The following is a 16,614-nucleotide window of genomic DNA, read 5'->3' as shown; positions in this document are numbered from 1 at the left end:
CGGCAGATCGGCCCAGGCATTGAATGTTTTCTGAGTTTTCTCTAGACGGTAAAAATTTGGCATTGATACGTGGAGAAAGACTGCTGTTTAAAGGCTGTTGCTTTTCTGTCTCAAATGGCCAGGTATTGCAAATTCAGGGACCCAATGGCGCTGGCAAAACCAGCTTGTTAAGGGTTATTTGCGGGTTATTGGAAAGCGATTCTGGTGAGTTGGTGTGGTCATTGGAAAAGAAAATCGCTGACTTTGCATCGTTTTATCAAAAACTTATCTATCTAGGCCATCAACTGGGTATCAAACCTCAATTGACCGTCAGTGAAAATATTGCCTTTTATTACGCCTTGCGTGACGCATCTGACAACAACACCCCTAAGCAGCAATCGAATAGTCTGTTTCAACAAGCGATTCAACGGGTAGGGCTCAGCGGGTATGAAGATGAACTTGCTGCGCACTTGTCACAGGGACAAAAGCGGCGCGTCAGTCTGGCTCGATTAATGACCGAAAAAGCATCAATCTGGATTCTTGATGAACCTTTTGTGGCTCTGGACACTCAAGGTCAGGCCTGGCTTAGCCGTTTAATTGAGCAACATACTGAAAACGGTGGAGCCGTTATTTTTACTTCACATCAACCAGTGGCTTTGACAACACCTGTGAAAACCCTTCAAATCGAGGCGGTTGAGCATGATTAAAGCTTTGCTGGTTCGTGAAGCCAAATTGATTAATCGAAAAAAGTCGGAATTGATGAATCCGCTGTTTTTCTTTTTGCTGGTAACCAGTTTATTTCCATTTGGGGTTTCACCCGAGCCCGAACTGCTCGCTCAAATAGCGCCAGGTGTCATCTGGGTTTGCGCTTTACTGGCCGTTATGTTGTCTCTGGATGTGCTCTATCGCGAAGACTTTGATGATGGCAGTCTGGTGCAAATGATAGTGTCTGGGGCCTCGCCGGTTTCGATTGTTATGGCAAAGGCGATAACCAACTGGTTGTTTACCGCATTACCCTTAATAGTGATGTCGCCGCTTATTGGTATACTGCTTAATCTGGATAATGACGCCATACCAGCAATGATGTTGTCTTTATTATTGGGCACACCAACCATGTGTTTTATTGCGGCAATAGGTATGAGTTTGACGGTTGGCTTGAGACGCGGTGGTGTGTTGCTGTCATTGATCGTTTTACCTCTGTACATACCCATTTTGATATTTGGTGCCATGGCGGTTAATGCTGCAGCCATGGGGCATGACTACACCGGACAGCTTTTATATTTAGCGTCGGGTCTTGTTTTAACGGTATCATTAGCGCCCTGGGCAGCCGGTGCGGCGCTAAAAATTTCCATCAGTGAGTAAGCATAAGTTATGACGTGGAACTGGTTTTTTCGATTAGGTTCGCCCAAGTGGTTTTATCAAATGGCGGGGCGGTGGCAGCCCTGGATTTGGTTGATTACTTTTATTGGTATTGTCTCGGGTTGTTATTGGGGGCTGTTTATTGCACCACCCGATTATTATCAGGGTGATTTGCAACGCATTATGTATATACATGTGCCTGCCGCGTATCTATCCATGATGGTGTACGTAATCATGGCTGTTGCTGGGGCTATTGGATTGATTTGGCGCATGAAGATGGCGTACATGGTCTCCATCAGTTGCTCGCCCATTGGTGCTGCTTTTACATTTTTAGCCTTGGTCACAGGCTCTCTTTGGGGCAAACCTACCTGGGGAACCTACTGGGTATTTGATGCTCGCCTGACTTCTGAGCTTATCTTATTGTTTTTATATTTCGGACATATGGCATTATTTTACGCCATTGATGATGTTAAAAAGGCTGACAAAGCCGCGGCTATCTTGGCCATTGTTGGCGTAGTTAACATACCCATCATTCATTTTTCAGTAGAATGGTGGAACAGCCTGCATCAGGATGCATCACTCAGCAAGTTACAGAAACCGAAAATTGATGAAGCCATGTTATGGCCTCTACTGGTCATGATAGTGTCGTTTAAATTATTTTTTGTCTCTGTTTTATTTCCCTGGGTAAGAAATCATATATTGTGGCGTGAAAAAGATGCCAAGTGGGTTAAGGAGATTATTGAGCAATGATTTTACTGACCGCAACTATTTCGCCGGATCGCTGGACATTTATCTGGGGCTCCTACGGTGTTTTTTTGTTGGTATTTATAATGCTGATTGTTCTGGCTATTGCCGGACAAAAAAGTGTAAAACAACGACTTAAACATTATTACAAGCGTAAAGCCTTATTAAAAAATACAGGTAACGAAAATCAACTTGATTAATTGTAGAGTTTTTATCGTCAAAAAATTATTATTTTCATAAATAATATATTCACAAACAAAGTTATTTATTGGCACATAAGAGAATTTAAAAGTTAAATGAAACCACAAAGAAAGAAACGTTTATTCGCCATATTGGCAACCTTGGCTGGCGTATCTATTGCTGTTGCATTGGTACTGGTTGCCTTGTCAGAAAATATTAATTTATTTTATAAACCATCCGATGTAGAAGCGGGCAAAGCTCCACAGAATAAAACTATAAAAGTGGGTGGTTTAGTTGTACCCGGCACGGTAAAGCGTGGAGAAAACCTGCTTCAGGTCAGTTTCACCATTCGTGATAACCAAAGTGATCTTGAAGTCAGATTTGATGATGTTTTGCCAGATCTATTTAAGGAAGGTCAGGGTATTGTTGCGACTGGAAAGCTAACTGAACAAGGGCATTTTCAAGCCTCTTCTGTGTTGGCGAAGCACGATGAAAATTATATGCCTCCAGAAGTAGCACGAGCATTAAAAGAATCCGGGCACCCGGTTAAAGATATCAACTAAAAAACGATTATCGATTGTTGACTGAGAAATTATGATTATTGAAATAGCGCACTTTTGCCTGATACTCGCTTTTTTTGTTGCTGTATTTGCTTCAGTTTTACCACTTTGGGGCAGTTTTTATAAAAATAACGCTTTGATCCGTATGGCAAGACCAGCGGCTCTGATCCAGTTTGGTCTGGTGTTTATTTCATTTATTGGTTTGGTTCATGCTTTCGTTGTTGACGATTTTACTGTTGCTTATGTGGCTAATCATTCTTATTCGAAATTACCACTTGGCTTTAAAATGTCAGCGGTTTGGGGAGCACACGAAGGATCCATGTTGCTATGGATTGTCATTTTAACCGGTTGGTCCGCAGCGGTTGCATTATTCAGTCGACAATTACCCGAAAAAGCCGTTGCCCGTGTACTGGCTGTAATGGCCATTATTTCCGTTGGCTTCTTATCCTTTTCGTTATTTACTTCAAATCCATTTGAGCGGTTATTGCCGTATTTTCCGGTAGATGGTCGCGATTTAAATCCATTGCTCCAGGACTTTGGATTCATTATTCACCCGCCATTTTTATACATGGGCTATGTTGGATTCTCCGTTGCATTTGCGTTTGCGATTGCTGCCCTGATAGGCGGTGAGCTTGACTCCGCATGGGCCCGTTGGTCACGTCCCTGGACGTTGGCAGCCTGGGTTTTCTTAACCATTGGAATCGCACTTGGAAGTTGGTGGGCTTATTACGAGCTTGGCTGGGGCGGCTGGTGGTTTTGGGATCCTGTTGAAAACGCATCCTTTATGCCCTGGCTTACAGGTACGGCTTTAATTCATACTTTGGCGGCCAGTGAAAAGCGCGGTGTGTTTAAATCTTGGACGGTATTTTTAGCCTTATTAACTTTTAGTTTAAGTTTGCTCGGTACATTTATTGTTCGTTCTGGCGTTATAACTTCTGTGCATTCATTTGCACAGGATCCAGTTCGTGGATTGTATATTTTAATCTTTTTAGGCATCGTCGTAGTTTCAGCATTAACATTATTTGTGTTTCGTGGCAGCGCGGTAAAGTCAACAGGTCGTTATCAGTTAATATCAAAAGAAACATTTTTATTGTTTAATAATTTGTTGTTGGTTTTTGCGTTACTGGTTGTCTTATTTGGCACACTGTATCCATTGATAATGGAGGCTTTTGATCGTTCTATCAGTGTGGGTTCTCCTTACTTCAATAAAGTATTCCCAATATTTGTGTTTCCATTGCTGCTACTTCTGGGTATTGGCCATTGGTTGCACTGGAAAAAACATCCTGTCGACAAACTGTTAAAGACCGCCCGAAATATATTACTCATCGCATTATCGGTATTGATTATTGTTTCTTACTGGTTGTATTCATTTGCCGATACCATCACCTGGATTGGTATGTTTATATCCGCCTGGATTATCTCGTCATTACTTTACGATATTGCAGAAAAAACCAAACACGGCACATCAAGAATTGCCGCATTAAAAAAACTCAAAGCGTCTTTTTGGGGAATGCAGTTTGCGCACTCCGGCATCGCGGTTATGTTGGTGGGTATTCTGTTAGTTTCTTCAAACAGTTCAGAAAAGTTAATTCAATTTGCCCCTGGCGAAACCTATCAGTTTGATGAGTACAGCATAAAGTTTAACGGTTTAAAGCAAGTTGAAGGCCCTAACTACACAGCCACTCGTGGTGTCTTTTTGGTGTTGGAAAACGATAACGCATTTACCTTACTCTCTGAAAAAAGAAAGTACACAGCATCTGGGCAAATAATGACTGAAGCGGGAATCGATGCTGGCTTTACTCGAGATGTCTATATATCACTTGGTGAACCACTGAATGATCGTTCCTGGTCGGTGAGGATTTATATAAAATCCTTTGTACGCTGGATTTGGCTGGGCGCAATTTTAATGGCCATAGGTGGGTTGTTATCCGTTACAGATAAGCGCTACCGCCTTAAACTGAAGAGTAAAGAGGTTAACAATGCAGTCTAATGCTTCTAAAAAGCTTATATTGCCGTTATTGATTGTTGTGGCGCTGTTAGGTGGTCTTTTTTATTCAGCGCTTAATAAAGAAAAACAGCTGGTGCCTTCAATGCGAAGCGATAAGCCGCTCCCCGAGTTTTCAGCTAAAGTTTTACTGGGTACAAAACAAGTTAACTCTAAGGATATTAGAGGCGATTATTGGCTACTGAATTTTTGGGGCTCCTGGTGTCCTACCTGTTATGTAGAACATCCGTTTCTAATGAAGCTTAAGCAGCAGGGTGTTACTATTATTGGCGTTAATTATAAAGACACAGAACAAGACGCTAAACGTTTTTTAGAAACTCAAGGCAACCCTTACAAGTTTTCATTTTTTGACCCTAAAGGTTACATTGCCATTGATATGGGCATAACCGCTGCACCGGAAACCTTTCTTATTTCGCCTGAGGGTAAAGTTATCTTTCACCGCATCGGTGAGATGAATGAAAGAGTTTATAACTCTGCCATCTTACCGTTAATCAACGGGAGTAACTGATGCGAGCGATTATCTATACTTCACTATTATTGTTCAGTGCACTTAGTATTGCTTCAAAAGATGTTTTAACGTTTAAAAGTTCTAAGGATGAAGCGAGATACTACCAGTTAATCGAACAACTGCGTTGCCCGAAGTGTTTAAACCAGTCTATCGCCGACTCAAACGCAGGTATTTCAGAAGACTTGCGAAACATTGTTTATGAAAAAATTAATCAGGGGCACTCCAACGAGGCGATTAAACAGTTTTTAAAACAGCGTTATGGTGATTTTATTTTATATCAGCCAGAAGTCGGTGGGGCAAACTTGATCCTTTGGTTCGGTCCAGTGATTGTTATGTTAATCGTGGCTACAGTGGTAGTGATGCGTTTGCGTAAAAAAGCATCTGGCGCCGGTAAAGGAGAGTTAACCGATGAGCAACAAAAGCAGGTTGAGCAATTGCTAAAACAGTCAGGTCGTCATCCTTCCGTAACAACTGATAAAAACGAAGATAAAGGAAGCCCGTTATGATGTGGCTAATATTCACGATTATTGCAATCTTTGTTGCTGTTTTGATGGCATTGCCTTTAATCCGTCGAAGTCGAAAACCCGATCACGATCGTTTGACCCTAAATAAAGGCGTTTACCGTGACCGAATTAATGAACTTGCTTCTGAGTGCGATCGTGGCCTTATTACAAACGATGAGTTTGAGCAGCTTGAAGTTGAGTTAAAGCAGTCTTTGCTAGAGGACGTTCATATACAGAGTGTCCACAACGATGAAATTCCTTCTCATCGACGCCTCTATTTATTGTCCCTTGTACTTATTCCTATCCTTTCTGGTGTTATGTATTACATGATGGCTGATTGGCAGTCGGTTGAGCGTTGGCAAACGTTAAGCGACAAAATGGCCGAGTCAGAACTTGCTGATGAAAAGAATAGTGACTGGCTGGAGCAATTAACCAATGAAGAGTTGATTTTATTATTAAGAACACGATTACATAATGACCCTCAAAATACCGGCGGCTGGATGGTATTAGCCCAAACACTGGCTCGGTTTGGTGCGGTTGTTCCAGCGATAGAAAGTGTTGAAAAAGCCATTGCTACTGACTCGGAAAATATTAAAACTCGGCTTAGTGCTGCTCAGTTACTGATTGGTACGGGTAATCAGCAAGCCATGGAGTTGGCTGCTGAACAAATTAGCTGGGTGCTTAACGTGCAACCACAACATGAAGGCGCCTTAGCGATTTCCGGGTTTATGCATTTCCATAACAAGCAATACGCATCGGCCATAAAAATATGGGAAGGTTTGATTTCTAGCCGTGAAGCTCGGGGGCAAGGGGAAGGAAAGGGCATAGACATGCTAAGAAAGCAGGTATCTGCAGCGAAAGCACGTTTGTCGTCAGCTACCAGTTCGGCTTCAAATAAATCGCTTGCCAATAATAACCAGAGCAATTCAGGCAAAGATAAAGCTACGGATATTAAGGCTTCTAACCAGGCGGCATTACAACTTACGCTGTCTTTAAGCGATCAGGCTAATAGCAATCTACCCAATAATGCAGTGGTCTTTATTGTGGTAAGAGGTGACGATGGAAACCCGGCGCCTGTGGCGGTAAAGCGTCTCAGTGTCGCTCAGTTGCCCGTTAATCTCTCTCTTTCTGATACCGATGCGATGCTTCCCGGCAGAACCATTAGCAGTATGGATAAGGTTGAGATTGTTGCTCGAGTTTCATTGTCGGGTAAACCATCTGCCAGTGCAGGGGATTGGACATCCTCGGCCATTGTTTTAGCAGTGAGTGAACTGGAACAGGCATCTCCATTGGAAATCCAAATAGATCAACAAGTTAAATAAGTGTTGCAAAGTTTTACAATAAGCCAGTTTTTGTTAACCGCTTGGCGTTTTTGTGATCATTTCGACACTTTTGACTTGCTAACCTAGTCTTTATGCGGCACATTTAAATGGCTGCTGTATTCTTCTTAAACAAGAAAGAGCGCTTGTTGGCTAATTGGTTGAAAAATTTAGTAATTTAAGTTGTAACAATGCTCGATTAAGCCAGTCTGAACAGGTAATCCACAATAAAAAAACTGTTGGGTTGTTTAATGTAAATTTAGGAGACTATTGATATGAATAAAGATATGAAAAAGTTAGCAACATTAGTAGGTGCCTCTCTTGCAGCATCGGTTTCAGTAACGACCGCTAATGCCAATGAAAATCCTTTCGAGTTGAACGATATGTCTGAAGGTTACCAAGTGGTTAGCTTCTTAGGCGATAAAGGCAAAGAAGGTAAGTGTGGCGAAGGTAAAAAAGGTAAAGAAGGCAAGTGCGGCGAAGGTAAATGCGGCGAAGGCAAAAAAGGTAAAGAAGGCAAGTGCGGCGAAGGTAAATGCGGCGAAGGCAAAAAAGGTAAAGAAGGCAAGTGCGGCGAAGGTAAATGCGGCGAAGGCAAAAAAGGTAAGAAAGGTAAAGAAGGCAAATGCGGCGAAGGAAAATGCGGCGCATAGTTAATTATCATGTTAATGCCTGAAGTACAAGGTTCTGGTTTAGGGTTACGGCGTGATTTAATGCCGGCCCTGGCCCAGAGCCGCCAACCCCTCATAGATTTTATGGAGGTTGCGCCTGAGAACTGGATCAATATTGGTGGTTCGCTAGGTAAACAATTTCGATCTTTTACTGAGCGTTATCCATTTGTCTTTCATGGCTTGTCACTGTCCATCGGCAGTCCGAGTCCAATAGATGTTTCTCTGGTGAAAAATATTAAAACCCTAATGCAACAGCATCAGGTTTCTATATATAGCGAACATCTGACTTATTGCAGTGACGATGGTCACCTCTATGACTTAATGCCCATCCCGTTTACAGAAGAGGCCGTTAAGTACGTTTCGCAACGTATTCGGCAAGTTCAAGATATTTTAGAGCAGCCCATCGCGATGGAAAACGCTTCTTATTACGCTGCTCCTGCACAAGAAATGAGCGAAATTGAATTTATTAATGCTGTATTAGAAGAGTCTGACTGTAAGCTCTTGTTGGATGTGAATAATATTTACGTCAATTCGATTAATCATCAGTATGATCCTGTGGAGTTTTTACACGCACTGCCGGGCGATAGAATTGCCTATGGCCATATTGCCGGCCACTATGATGAAGCGGATGACTTAAAAGTTGATACTCATGGCGCCGATGTTAAACCGGATGTCTGGCATTTGCTGGAGCAGGCTTATCAACGATTTGGCGTATTCCCTACGCTACTTGAGAGAGATTTTAATTTTCCACCTCTGGATGAATTGCTTGGTGAAGTGGCTCAAATTAGACAGGTTCAATCGTCCTATCAGCACAGTGAACATTTAGCGAATGCCTGAGCAACAAAAGTTTCAGCGAGTGCAGCAAGCGTTCGCAGCACACCTTAGAAATCCTGACAAACATAATGCTCCTTCTGAAATTGAAGACAGGCGAATGGCTGTCTATCGGGAGCTTATCTACAATAATATCAACGGCTTTATTGAGTCTGGTTTTCCGGTCATTTATAGCTTGCTTAATGAGCAGGAATGGCACAGTTTAATTCGCCAATTTATTGATGAGCATAAAGCGACGTCCCCCTACTTTTCAGAAGTCGCTAAAGAATTTTTGCTCTTTCTGGAGCAAAAGCAGCCTGACATCATTCAAAAATATCCTTTTATCATTGAGCTTGCTCACTATGAGTGGGTAGAGCTGGCATTAATGATTGACCCTTTTGAAGCGAGCGATGTAATAACAAAAGATTCCGTTGATCTTTTAAATGAACCGCTGTTAATTTCACCAGTTGCCTGGCCACTGGCCTATGAATACGATGTTCAACATATATCATCGGATTATTTACCTGATGAAAAGCCAGCAAAGCCCACGTTTATTGTGGTTTATCGAAATCGTGCTGATGATGTTGAGTTTACCGAAATTAATGCGGTGACCTTTGCTTTACTGGAACTGATTAAACAGAATTCCGATAAAACCGGTGGTGAGGTATTGAACTTATTGGCCGAGCAACTGCCTCAGTTTCCAGCAGAAACGATTAAAGCAAATGGACTGGATATATTAATGAAGCTGATGAAAAGAGATATTATTCTCGGAGTAATTGATAGATAAGTTAGATCCCGCCAGCATTCCTAATTATAATACGGCCCACTTTCGCATAGAACCCAACACATTCAGGATATTTATAACATGCGTCTAATATTTGTGATGTTGATCGGCACTTTATTAACGGCTTGTGCTTCTAAAGGTAATACGGTTGATCCTTATGAATCATTTAATCGTAAAGTGTACAGTTTTAACAGAGCCATTGATAAAGCCGTTATAAAGCCAGTGGCCGAAGGCTATAAAGCGGTTACTCCGGATCCGGTGGAAGCTGGAGTTGATAATTTTTTCTCGAATCTGGGCGATATAGGTAACTTCGTAAACAATTTGCTTCAATTCAAAGTAACCGGTGCCACCAGTGATTTAGGTCGATTTTTAATCAACTCCACATTGGGATTAGGTGGACTGTTCGATCCTGCTTCGGCTATGGGGCTGGAAAAACACGATGAAGATTTTGGTCAAACTCTGGCAACCTGGGGCGTAGAACCGGGTCCTTATTTAATGCTGCCATTTTTAGGACCTTCTACTTTAAGAGATACAGCCTCTATGCCGGCCGATAATTATTTTGATCCGGTAAGCTATTTAGAAGACGATTCTGCTCAATATAGTCTGAAAGGCATTCGTTTGCTGGTAAAGCGCGCTGAGTTATTAGAACTTGAACAGCAAATTGAAAACGCACTGGATGAATATTCATTCATTAGAGATGCTTACTTACAAAATAGAAAATACAAAGTCTATGACGGCGACCTGCCATTTGAAGATGACTTTGGATGCGATCCTGAATATGAAGAGTGTTAATAAAAAGTTTTAATGGCAAATAAGGTACAAGTTATAAGCTACTGAAAACAACACCCAGAGTTAATAACAGTGGAAGTGCCATCATTGGATCCAGCTTAAACTTGGCAATATTTGGGGATTGGGACGGTTTTAACATCAATTAACTCCTGACTACAGGAGTTAATATTAGTCTTTATTGACATAATGATTTGCGAGGAGCGTCTCAAAACAGGGCTATAAACTGATACCTAGCTCACATTTTGAATAGAACCAGCGATCTCATAATGGTCATCACTTTGCTTTTCACAGCGTATAACAACCAACTCAGCAGAAAGTGGAGGTAACTTTGATTGTACGGAGCTGACTTTTACATCGAGGGTTTTATCGATATCGAAAGGTTGGCTGCTGACAAATGCAACACCGCCAGCGCTTAAGTTAATGCTATCACCTTCGTAACGTTTTCCAGACTCCGGGTCAGTGATTTCGACTTTAGCGTCGACAAACATACGAATAAAATCACGCTTTTCTTCATATTCTCTATCAGTTGACATACAGAGCCTCGGACTGTTTGATTTAGTTATTATGATCTGTAATCCATAGTAGAAAATAAATCACCTTAGGTCAATCTGGATAGTGCCGGTAGAAGGCTGGCTTGAATGATTATTGTCATTTGCAATACAAACCTTTATTGTAAATTGTTATTTTTCAAGGATTACCACTATATTCATAGTGAGGCTTACTTCAGAGACAATAAAATTGGATACTTTGCCGTTGCAAATCGATCAAAACAACTTTTTCAGTGAAACACCGACTATTTTAACCATTGATGATGACCCTTTGGTCAGACAGAGCATTTTAATGTATCTGGAAGACTGTGGTTATCAGGTTCTGGAAGCTGAAAATGGCAGGGAAGGGCTGGCAGTTTATCGGGATCAAAAGCCCAATCTTATACTCTGTGATTTGCGGATGCCTGAAATCAATGGCATGGAACTTCTGGAGATTGTGACTAAGGAGTCACCTGATACTCCAGTGATTATGATTTCTGGCGCTGGTATGATAAATGATGTGGTTGAATCGCTTAGGCTTGGCGCACTCGATTATCTGGTAAAACCAATTTCTGATCTTGAAGTGTTAGGGCACGCGGTTAAACAAGCCTTAACAAAACAGCAACTGGAGCAAGAGAATCAACTGTTAAACAGCGAGCTGGATAAAGCCAATAAAGAACTGCAAAGTAATCTCAATGATTTAAAAGAAGATAAACATGCAGGGCGCAGAGCTCAGGTGCAATTACTTCCACCCCCTGAAAGTGAAATTAATGGCTATCAATTTTTGCATACGGTTATCCCGTCTTCTGATATCAGCGGTGACTTTCTCGATTATTTTGAAATAGATGATCGATTTACAGGCTTTTATATCGCTGATGTATCTGATCATGGTACTTCATCAGCATTTGTTACCATGATGATTAAAAGTCTATTTAATCAACCTATTCGCAATTATCGTGTGAGTCAACAGCCTGATATTCTTAACCCAGCAACCATTATGAGCTATCTTAATAAAGAGATTTTAGCCGCTAATCTGGGCAAACAGATCACACTGTTCTATGGGGTGATTGATGCCGAAAAGCAATCATTGAGTTATGCAATTGCAGGACAGTTTCCTCGACCAGTGCTGATAACCCCTTCGGTGAAACGGGTGTTACCAGAGAGAGGATTTCCTCTGGGAATGTTCGACTGGGCGACATTTGAAAGCTTTACTGTTGAGTTTAAGCCATCTCACACATTAGCGATGTTTTCTGATGGTATATTATCTTGCATTACACCAGATGACACTGCTGATGAAAGCCAAATATTGACGTTGAAAATGGATGAGCACACTCAGGTAAGCGATTTAGTTAAACAAATCAATTTGCGACAAAACAGTAAACCCAGTGATGACGTCAGTGTGTTTATTGTTCGCCATTTAACAAGACAAACGTGAAGCAATTAAAACGATTAACTTCGGCAAAATAATAATTCTTTACCATTTCTTTTTAGGTTGAAACAGGTCATCACTGTCGCCCAGATCCGATGATTCTTGTTCCTGTTCATTAGTCTCTACTTCATCGTCTTCTTCTGGGGCTTGTTGCTGCGCCTGGACTTCTTGAGTCAGGGCATCCAGCTTTTCCAGCATCGCCTGTGTTTTAGGATCGGCAATATTTTTAAGCAGTAACAAACGTTTGGCGCTGTCAAGATAATGCAGTGCTTGAGCATAGCTTTTTTCTGACAACCGCTTTTTTGCAACGGCAATATAAGTGTGTGTTTGCAGATTCTGGTAGAGTTCTTTTAATTTTGCCAGCGACTGCCTGGCTGAGTTAATGTCGATACCGGGTAACCGACCAATTTTGTGAATAAAGCGCATCAGGTTTTTAACCCGTCCCATTAGAACAACCATTTCCTGTGGATCACTGGGCGTCTGAAGCGCTTGTTTATCAGCTGGCAGTTCTGGATTAGTTAGTTTTTGACTGTATTCTTCTAAATTACGATTTGCAGACAGATTATTAGGATCAACCAGAAGCACTTTACGTAAGTTTTCTACAATATATTGAAGAATAACGGTTCTTGTGTGGCCAGAGACAGGTAAGTCTGAAAAACGATCATATAATTCCTGTCCATAACGAGCCCGGTATTGAAACTTGGCTATTTTTTGTCTTTTTTGAGCTTTGACCTGTTCTTTGTATTGCAGGTAACCGCTGGCACCGACAGCAAGTACCAGTAAAATGATGATTAGAATTATTATTGCTGTTGTACTCATTCAGTGCTCTACTTGTTTTACTTAACTATTTATTGGTTATTATTATGATTGGCTAAAGCCCTTTTAAGGAAGAGTCAGCCTGAAAATTCCGCCTTTAAGCTCACCTCCATTTAGTAGCTTAATGGTACCTTTATTCTCACCTTGTTTGTGTAGCCGGGCTATTTGACCCGCAAAATATAAACCCAATCCGGTACTGCCTGTACTGTGATCAATAGACTTTATAAAGTTCTCTTGTTCTTTTAACATAAATTCAGGGTAACCGATACCATCGTCGGCAATATCAATCACTAAGCCATTATCGTAATAGGCGGAAATTCTTATGGTATTTTTAGTGTAGCGAATGGCATTACCCAGTACATTATTTAAAATACTAGCGATAAGATCGACGTCGAAACAGCCATCAAGTTCTTCTTCTATATCCAGTTCTAACTCAATATCACGCGATTTTAGCAGGGGCTCGTACTGCGCGACCTGATCGGACAAAAAGTCTTCAACATCATGGTAATTGACGTTTAGTGGCAGTTGTTTATTTTCTAATTTATACAAGCCTAGAAGCTGTACCAAGTCAGAATTTAACCGGCTCGATTCGTATTGAAGTACGGAGTGCTGTTTTTTATCTTCATCATCAATCGCTGGATATTTGCGCTCAAGGGCAGATATAGCACTGATTAAAATACTTAATGAATTTTTCATATCATGAACGGCAGATGCCAGTACCATGGAAAAGTCCAGATGTTCATGTTTGTCATTCATAATTAAAATTGCTCCTGTTGAATGACTCGAGTAAGTCTTAGTAATTCACTGAAGCGTTGGAATCGATGATCATCGGGTGAAATAGTATTGATCGAATTTAAATAGTTTTCACATCGTTCAATGATAGAGTCATCGGCATTTCCCGACTGATGCACTTTGAGTAAAACCTGCACGGTATTTAAAATTATGGATATGTTTTTAGGTGAGGCTTCAACCGCTTTTATAAAGTGATTGACGGCTTCGTCATATTGTTTTTGCTCAAACAGCCTAATCCCTTGCGAGTTGAGTTTGTGCGCTTCTTTACCTTTTTCGAGAATGCTTTTGTCTTTTAAATGAGGCAAAGCCTTTTCTAAAAACTTGGAATTTTCAAAGTTGTGTTGCACAGCATCTTTTATTATTTCTTCTGCGATGTCTTCTTCGCCTAAATTTTGTAAACCCTGAGCAAGTTCCAGACCAGCATCGGCAGGTAACATGGTATCAATGGTTGAATACAATTCTTTGGCCTGTTCGGTGCATTTTTTTGCTTCGTCTTGTTTGCCCTGGCTCATAAAGAAGTTTCCTTCGGCAACTGAGCCTCGTAATTTGCATACTTTGTCGTGTTTGTATTCTTTGTAAAAATCTTTTAGGTAATTTTCGGCTTCTGTCGCCAGATTTTTAGCAACTTTTCCTTCATCAGCAGTAACTTTTTTAGAGACACTATTGGTGTAATGAATATAACTGTCTGGTGATTTGAAAATGGAATTTTCACCCAGTCGTATGGTTTGCTTAAACGCATTGATGCTGGTGTCGTAGTCGCCATTTTCAACGGCAACCTCACCAAGTTTTGACTGTCGTTTAATCACCCGAGGTGATTTTTTAATCGCATCTTGCAGAGTTTGTTGCGCATCATCAAGTTCCTGTTGTTGCATCTGACAGTCTGCCAGTAAATCGTAAGCTTCCAACACCATGGGGAATTTGCTGATGGTTTCTCTTAACACCGTTGCTGCATTTTCGTACTGGCGCTGTGCAATTTGAGCCTGAGCCAGACCAACCATTGCCCAGGGGATGGGTCGTTTGCTTAAAACTTCTTCATAGACTGCCATGGCGTCACTGTATTGACGTTTTTTCATCAGGCATTCTGCTTTTAACTTTTCAATGGATGCTTTGTATTTGGGAAAAGCGTCGAGTATTTCATCACACTGTTCTAGAGCCAGTTTTATCTGGCCTTTGTCCATTGCATTAAAAATGGGTTTAAGCGCTTCTTTTTTGGCTAACAGTTTACTTAATCGAGATTTTAATTGGGCATTATTAAACGGCTTGGTTAAATAAGAGTCGGGCTGGTTTTCAATAGCCCCCATTACCATGGCTGTCGTATTTTCTGCGGTGGTCATTATAAATACGGCATCAGAACGTATGCGTTTATTGAAATTGAGCTCTTCAAGTATTTGCATACCATTTTTACCATGGCCTAAATTATAATCGGACAAAATAATATCGTAATACTTTTCATTACAGGCGCGTATGGCGGATTCACCGGTATTTACCATATCGACATTCTCAATGCCTATGTCACCCAGCATGGCTTTTAATGAACGGGCAAACTCGGCAAAGTCTTCAATAATCAGGGCAGATTTATTTTCATAATGGATCATAGAGCGCTTAAAAAGCTCCTTTATGGCTGAATTAAGGTATATATTAAGAACATAGTTGCAATGACAAAAGTATAGATGCTAATTTGAATTTTGTAATAATTTTCAATGAATTAAGTGAAGGATTAAGCAATGGCGGTGTCTCTGGGTGATAAGCTGGTTGTGGCCATTTCGTCAACGGCATTATTTGATTTACAGGAAAGCCATAAAATTTTTATGGAGCAGGGGGTAAAGGCCTATTCTGAATATCAAATAGAACATGAAGATCAGCCGTTAGAGCCGGGTGCTGCATTTGGATTGGTAAAAAAATTATTGGCGCTTAATGACACAGGTTCTAAATCACACCCCAAGGTAGAAGTTGTGCTCATTTCTCGTAATAGTGCCGATACAGGTTTACGTATCTTTAATTCGGTCGAAGCGCATCAACTCAATATCACGCGTGCTGCCTTTACCGGGGGACGCACGCCTTATCAGTATGTTTCGGCCTTTAATGCGCATCTATTCCTTTCAACCAATCCCGATGACGTTCGTAAAGCACTTAATAGCGGGTATGCAGCCGCTACCATCGTTTCAAAAACAGGATTAACCGCAGGTGCCCAGCCCGAGAGCTTTGAACTTAAGTTTGCATTCGACGGAGATGCCGTCATTTTTTCCGATGAAGCGGAACAAATCTTTAAAAAGCAGGGGTTAAATGCTTTTACACAAAGTGAGCGTGAAGCGGCCAAAAATCCACTGAAAGGTGGGCCTTTTAAAAACTTTCTTGCTGCGCTGCACAAAATACAGAAGGAATTTACTCTTGAGGAATGCCCAATCAGAACGGCTCTGGTAACGGCCCGATCAGCACCTGCCCATGAGCGTGTCGTACGAACATTGAGAACCTGGAATATCCGTATTGATGAAGCTCTATTTTTAGGCGGTCTTAGCAAGGCTGAATTTTTAAAAGCTTATGATGCCGATGTATTTTTTGATGATCAGCAGGATCATTGTTTTTCAGCCAAAGACTTGGTTGCAACAGGGCACGTTCCACACGGAATAGCCAATCCGGAATGATCAATTGTTAAACTGTTTTAATAGCTAAAAATATGTTCCTCGTGAAACTTATTCTAAATGGAAATAAAAAAAATATAATCTGATTGATTTATAATCAAAACAGCATATCTAGTAGTTTACAGCTTGCACACCTACTAATCACAGAATTTCCACAGAGATATCCACATTGGTGAAATTTGAGATTCAGTCTATTCTTA

General features: G+C 41.1%; 19 protein-coding genes. 15 read left to right on the top strand and 4 right to left on the bottom strand.

What is annotated here, in order from left to right:
* Window positions 1-23: 23 nt before the first annotated feature.
* The 13 genes from ccmA (at window position 24) to C8D97_RS10570 (ending at window position 10,214) form a co-directional block, all read left to right on the top strand.
* A complete protein-coding gene (gene ccmA / locus C8D97_RS10630; protein ID WP_109763755.1) occupies window positions 24-686 on the top strand; it encodes a cytochrome c biogenesis heme-transporting ATPase CcmA in 663 nt (220 codons plus the stop codon).
* Window positions 679-1,341 (top strand): heme exporter protein CcmB, encoded by a 663-nt coding sequence (gene ccmB / locus C8D97_RS10625; RefSeq protein WP_109763754.1) that lies wholly within the window; start codon window positions 679-681, stop codon window positions 1,339-1,341. Before ccmA ends, ccmB begins: the two co-directional genes overlap by 8 nt.
* Before the next feature lie 9 nt (window positions 1,342-1,350).
* Window positions 1,351-2,088, top strand: coding sequence for a heme ABC transporter permease (locus C8D97_RS10620; protein ID WP_109763753.1), 738 nt, complete (start codon window positions 1,351-1,353; stop codon window positions 2,086-2,088).
* Entirely contained in the window at window positions 2,085-2,282 is a 198-nt protein-coding gene (gene ccmD / locus C8D97_RS10615) for a heme exporter protein CcmD (RefSeq protein ID WP_109763752.1), read from the top strand. Before C8D97_RS10620 ends, ccmD begins: the two co-directional genes overlap by 4 nt.
* Before the next feature lie 96 nt (window positions 2,283-2,378).
* Window positions 2,379-2,825 (top strand): cytochrome c maturation protein CcmE, encoded by a 447-nt coding sequence (gene ccmE, locus C8D97_RS10610; protein WP_109763751.1) that lies wholly within the window; start codon window positions 2,379-2,381, stop codon window positions 2,823-2,825.
* Between the two features lie 31 nt (window positions 2,826-2,856).
* Window positions 2,857-4,812 (top strand): heme lyase CcmF/NrfE family subunit, encoded by a 1,956-nt coding sequence (locus C8D97_RS10605; RefSeq protein WP_109763750.1) that lies wholly within the window; start codon window positions 2,857-2,859, stop codon window positions 4,810-4,812.
* Complete coding sequence (locus C8D97_RS10600) at window positions 4,802-5,335, top strand: DsbE family thiol:disulfide interchange protein (protein WP_109763749.1); 534 nt, start codon at window positions 4,802-4,804, stop codon at window positions 5,333-5,335. The genes C8D97_RS10605 and C8D97_RS10600 overlap by 11 nt, the downstream gene beginning before the upstream one ends.
* Entirely contained in the window at window positions 5,335-5,841 is a 507-nt protein-coding gene (locus C8D97_RS10595) for a cytochrome c-type biogenesis protein (RefSeq protein ID WP_109763748.1), read from the top strand. Before C8D97_RS10600 ends, C8D97_RS10595 begins: the two co-directional genes overlap by 1 nt.
* On the top strand, window positions 5,838-7,160 hold the full coding sequence (gene ccmI / locus C8D97_RS10590; RefSeq protein WP_109763747.1) for a c-type cytochrome biogenesis protein CcmI: 1,323 nt from the start codon (window positions 5,838-5,840) through the stop codon (window positions 7,158-7,160). Before C8D97_RS10595 ends, ccmI begins: the two co-directional genes overlap by 4 nt.
* A 272-nt stretch (window positions 7,161-7,432) precedes the next feature.
* On the top strand, window positions 7,433-7,810 hold the full coding sequence (locus C8D97_RS10585) for an HvfA family oxazolone/thioamide-modified RiPP metallophore (protein ID WP_109763746.1): 378 nt from the start codon (window positions 7,433-7,435) through the stop codon (window positions 7,808-7,810).
* A gap of 9 nt (window positions 7,811-7,819) precedes the next feature.
* A complete protein-coding gene (locus C8D97_RS10580) occupies window positions 7,820-8,665 on the top strand; it encodes an HvfB family MNIO-type RiPP peptide maturase (protein WP_109763745.1) in 846 nt (281 codons plus the stop codon).
* Window positions 8,658-9,425 carry an HvfC family RiPP maturation protein gene (locus C8D97_RS10575; RefSeq protein ID WP_109763744.1) on the top strand — a complete coding sequence of 256 codons (768 nt, stop codon included), beginning with the start codon at window positions 8,658-8,660 and terminating at the stop codon, window positions 9,423-9,425. The genes C8D97_RS10580 and C8D97_RS10575 overlap by 8 nt, the downstream gene beginning before the upstream one ends.
* Before the next feature lie 78 nt (window positions 9,426-9,503).
* The gene (locus tag C8D97_RS10570; RefSeq protein WP_170115212.1) at window positions 9,504-10,214 is read left to right on the top strand and encodes an MlaA family lipoprotein; all 711 of its coding nucleotides are present in this window, start codon (window positions 9,504-9,506) and stop codon (window positions 10,212-10,214) included.
* Between the two features lie 227 nt (window positions 10,215-10,441).
* Here the strand turns inward: C8D97_RS10570 and C8D97_RS10565 are convergent, their stop codons facing one another.
* On the bottom strand, window positions 10,442-10,744 hold the full coding sequence (locus C8D97_RS10565; protein WP_109763742.1) for a PilZ domain-containing protein: 303 nt from the start codon (window positions 10,742-10,744) through the stop codon (window positions 10,442-10,444).
* A gap of 205 nt (window positions 10,745-10,949) precedes the next feature.
* Here C8D97_RS10565 and C8D97_RS10560 point away from each other — a divergent pair, with 205 nt between their 5' ends.
* Window positions 10,950-12,173: a response regulator gene (locus C8D97_RS10560; protein WP_109763741.1), complete on the top strand. Its 1,224-nt coding sequence runs from the start codon at window positions 10,950-10,952 to the stop codon at window positions 12,171-12,173.
* A 39-nt stretch (window positions 12,174-12,212) separates the two neighbouring features.
* Here the strand turns inward: C8D97_RS10560 and C8D97_RS10555 are convergent, their stop codons facing one another.
* The 3 genes from C8D97_RS10555 to C8D97_RS10545 all read right to left on the bottom strand — a co-directional run bounded on the left by C8D97_RS10555 (window position 12,213) and on the right by C8D97_RS10545 (window position 15,370).
* Window positions 12,213-12,986, bottom strand: coding sequence for a hypothetical protein (locus C8D97_RS10555; protein WP_109763740.1), 774 nt, complete (start codon window positions 12,984-12,986; stop codon window positions 12,213-12,215).
* 63 nt (window positions 12,987-13,049) lie between these two features.
* Window positions 13,050-13,739, bottom strand: coding sequence for a sensor histidine kinase (locus C8D97_RS10550; RefSeq protein WP_109763739.1), 690 nt, complete (start codon window positions 13,737-13,739; stop codon window positions 13,050-13,052).
* 2 nt (window positions 13,740-13,741) lie between these two features.
* The gene (locus C8D97_RS10545) at window positions 13,742-15,370 is read right to left on the bottom strand and encodes a tetratricopeptide repeat-containing response regulator (RefSeq protein WP_109763738.1); all 1,629 of its coding nucleotides are present in this window, start codon (window positions 15,368-15,370) and stop codon (window positions 13,742-13,744) included.
* Window positions 15,371-15,499: 129 nt separating this feature from the next.
* Between C8D97_RS10545 and C8D97_RS10540 the strand changes: the two genes are divergently transcribed.
* A complete protein-coding gene (locus C8D97_RS10540; RefSeq protein WP_109763737.1) occupies window positions 15,500-16,417 on the top strand; it encodes a 5'-nucleotidase in 918 nt (305 codons plus the stop codon).
* Window positions 16,418-16,614 lie beyond the last annotated feature (197 nt).

This window comes from Pleionea mediterranea (assembly GCF_003148745.1).
Taxonomy (GTDB): Bacteria; Pseudomonadota; Gammaproteobacteria; order Enterobacterales; family Kangiellaceae; genus Pleionea; species Pleionea mediterranea.
The sequence above is the reverse complement of the archived record's forward strand: the minus strand, read 5'-3'. Positions and strand labels throughout refer to the sequence as shown.

Bases quoted from the DNA above. Each gene is read 5' to 3' on its own strand.
- ccmE (WP_109763751.1), top strand. From the start codon at position 2,379: ATGAAACCACAAAGAAAGAAACGTTTATTCGCCATATTGGCAACCTTG.
- C8D97_RS10605 (WP_109763750.1), top strand. From the start codon at position 2,857: ATGATTATTGAAATAGCGCACTTTTGCCTGATACTCGCTTTTTTTGTT.
- C8D97_RS10550 (WP_109763739.1), bottom strand. From the start codon at position 13,739: ATGAATGACAAACATGAACATCTGGACTTTTCCATGGTACTGGCATCT.
- C8D97_RS10545 (WP_109763738.1), bottom strand. From the start codon at position 15,370: ATGATCCATTATGAAAATAAATCTGCCCTGATTATTGAAGACTTTGCC.
- C8D97_RS10565 (WP_109763742.1), bottom strand. From the start codon at position 10,744: ATGTCAACTGATAGAGAATATGAAGAAAAGCGTGATTTTATTCGTATG.
- C8D97_RS10595 (WP_109763748.1), top strand. From the start codon at position 5,335: ATGCGAGCGATTATCTATACTTCACTATTATTGTTCAGTGCACTTAGT.
- C8D97_RS10580 (WP_109763745.1), top strand. From the start codon at position 7,820: ATGTTAATGCCTGAAGTACAAGGTTCTGGTTTAGGGTTACGGCGTGAT.
- C8D97_RS10620 (WP_109763753.1), top strand. From the start codon at position 1,351: ATGACGTGGAACTGGTTTTTTCGATTAGGTTCGCCCAAGTGGTTTTAT.
- ccmA (WP_109763755.1), top strand. From the start codon at position 24: ATGTTTTCTGAGTTTTCTCTAGACGGTAAAAATTTGGCATTGATACGT.
- ccmD (WP_109763752.1), top strand. From the start codon at position 2,085: ATGATTTTACTGACCGCAACTATTTCGCCGGATCGCTGGACATTTATC.
- C8D97_RS10600 (WP_109763749.1), top strand. From the start codon at position 4,802: ATGCAGTCTAATGCTTCTAAAAAGCTTATATTGCCGTTATTGATTGTT.
- ccmI (WP_109763747.1), top strand. From the start codon at position 5,838: ATGATGTGGCTAATATTCACGATTATTGCAATCTTTGTTGCTGTTTTG.
- C8D97_RS10540 (WP_109763737.1), top strand. From the start codon at position 15,500: ATGGCGGTGTCTCTGGGTGATAAGCTGGTTGTGGCCATTTCGTCAACG.
- C8D97_RS10555 (WP_109763740.1), bottom strand. From the start codon at position 12,986: ATGAGTACAACAGCAATAATAATTCTAATCATCATTTTACTGGTACTT.
- C8D97_RS10575 (WP_109763744.1), top strand. From the start codon at position 8,658: ATGCCTGAGCAACAAAAGTTTCAGCGAGTGCAGCAAGCGTTCGCAGCA.
- C8D97_RS10570 (WP_170115212.1), top strand. From the start codon at position 9,504: ATGCGTCTAATATTTGTGATGTTGATCGGCACTTTATTAACGGCTTGT.
- C8D97_RS10585 (WP_109763746.1), top strand. From the start codon at position 7,433: ATGAATAAAGATATGAAAAAGTTAGCAACATTAGTAGGTGCCTCTCTT.
- ccmB (WP_109763754.1), top strand. From the start codon at position 679: ATGATTAAAGCTTTGCTGGTTCGTGAAGCCAAATTGATTAATCGAAAA.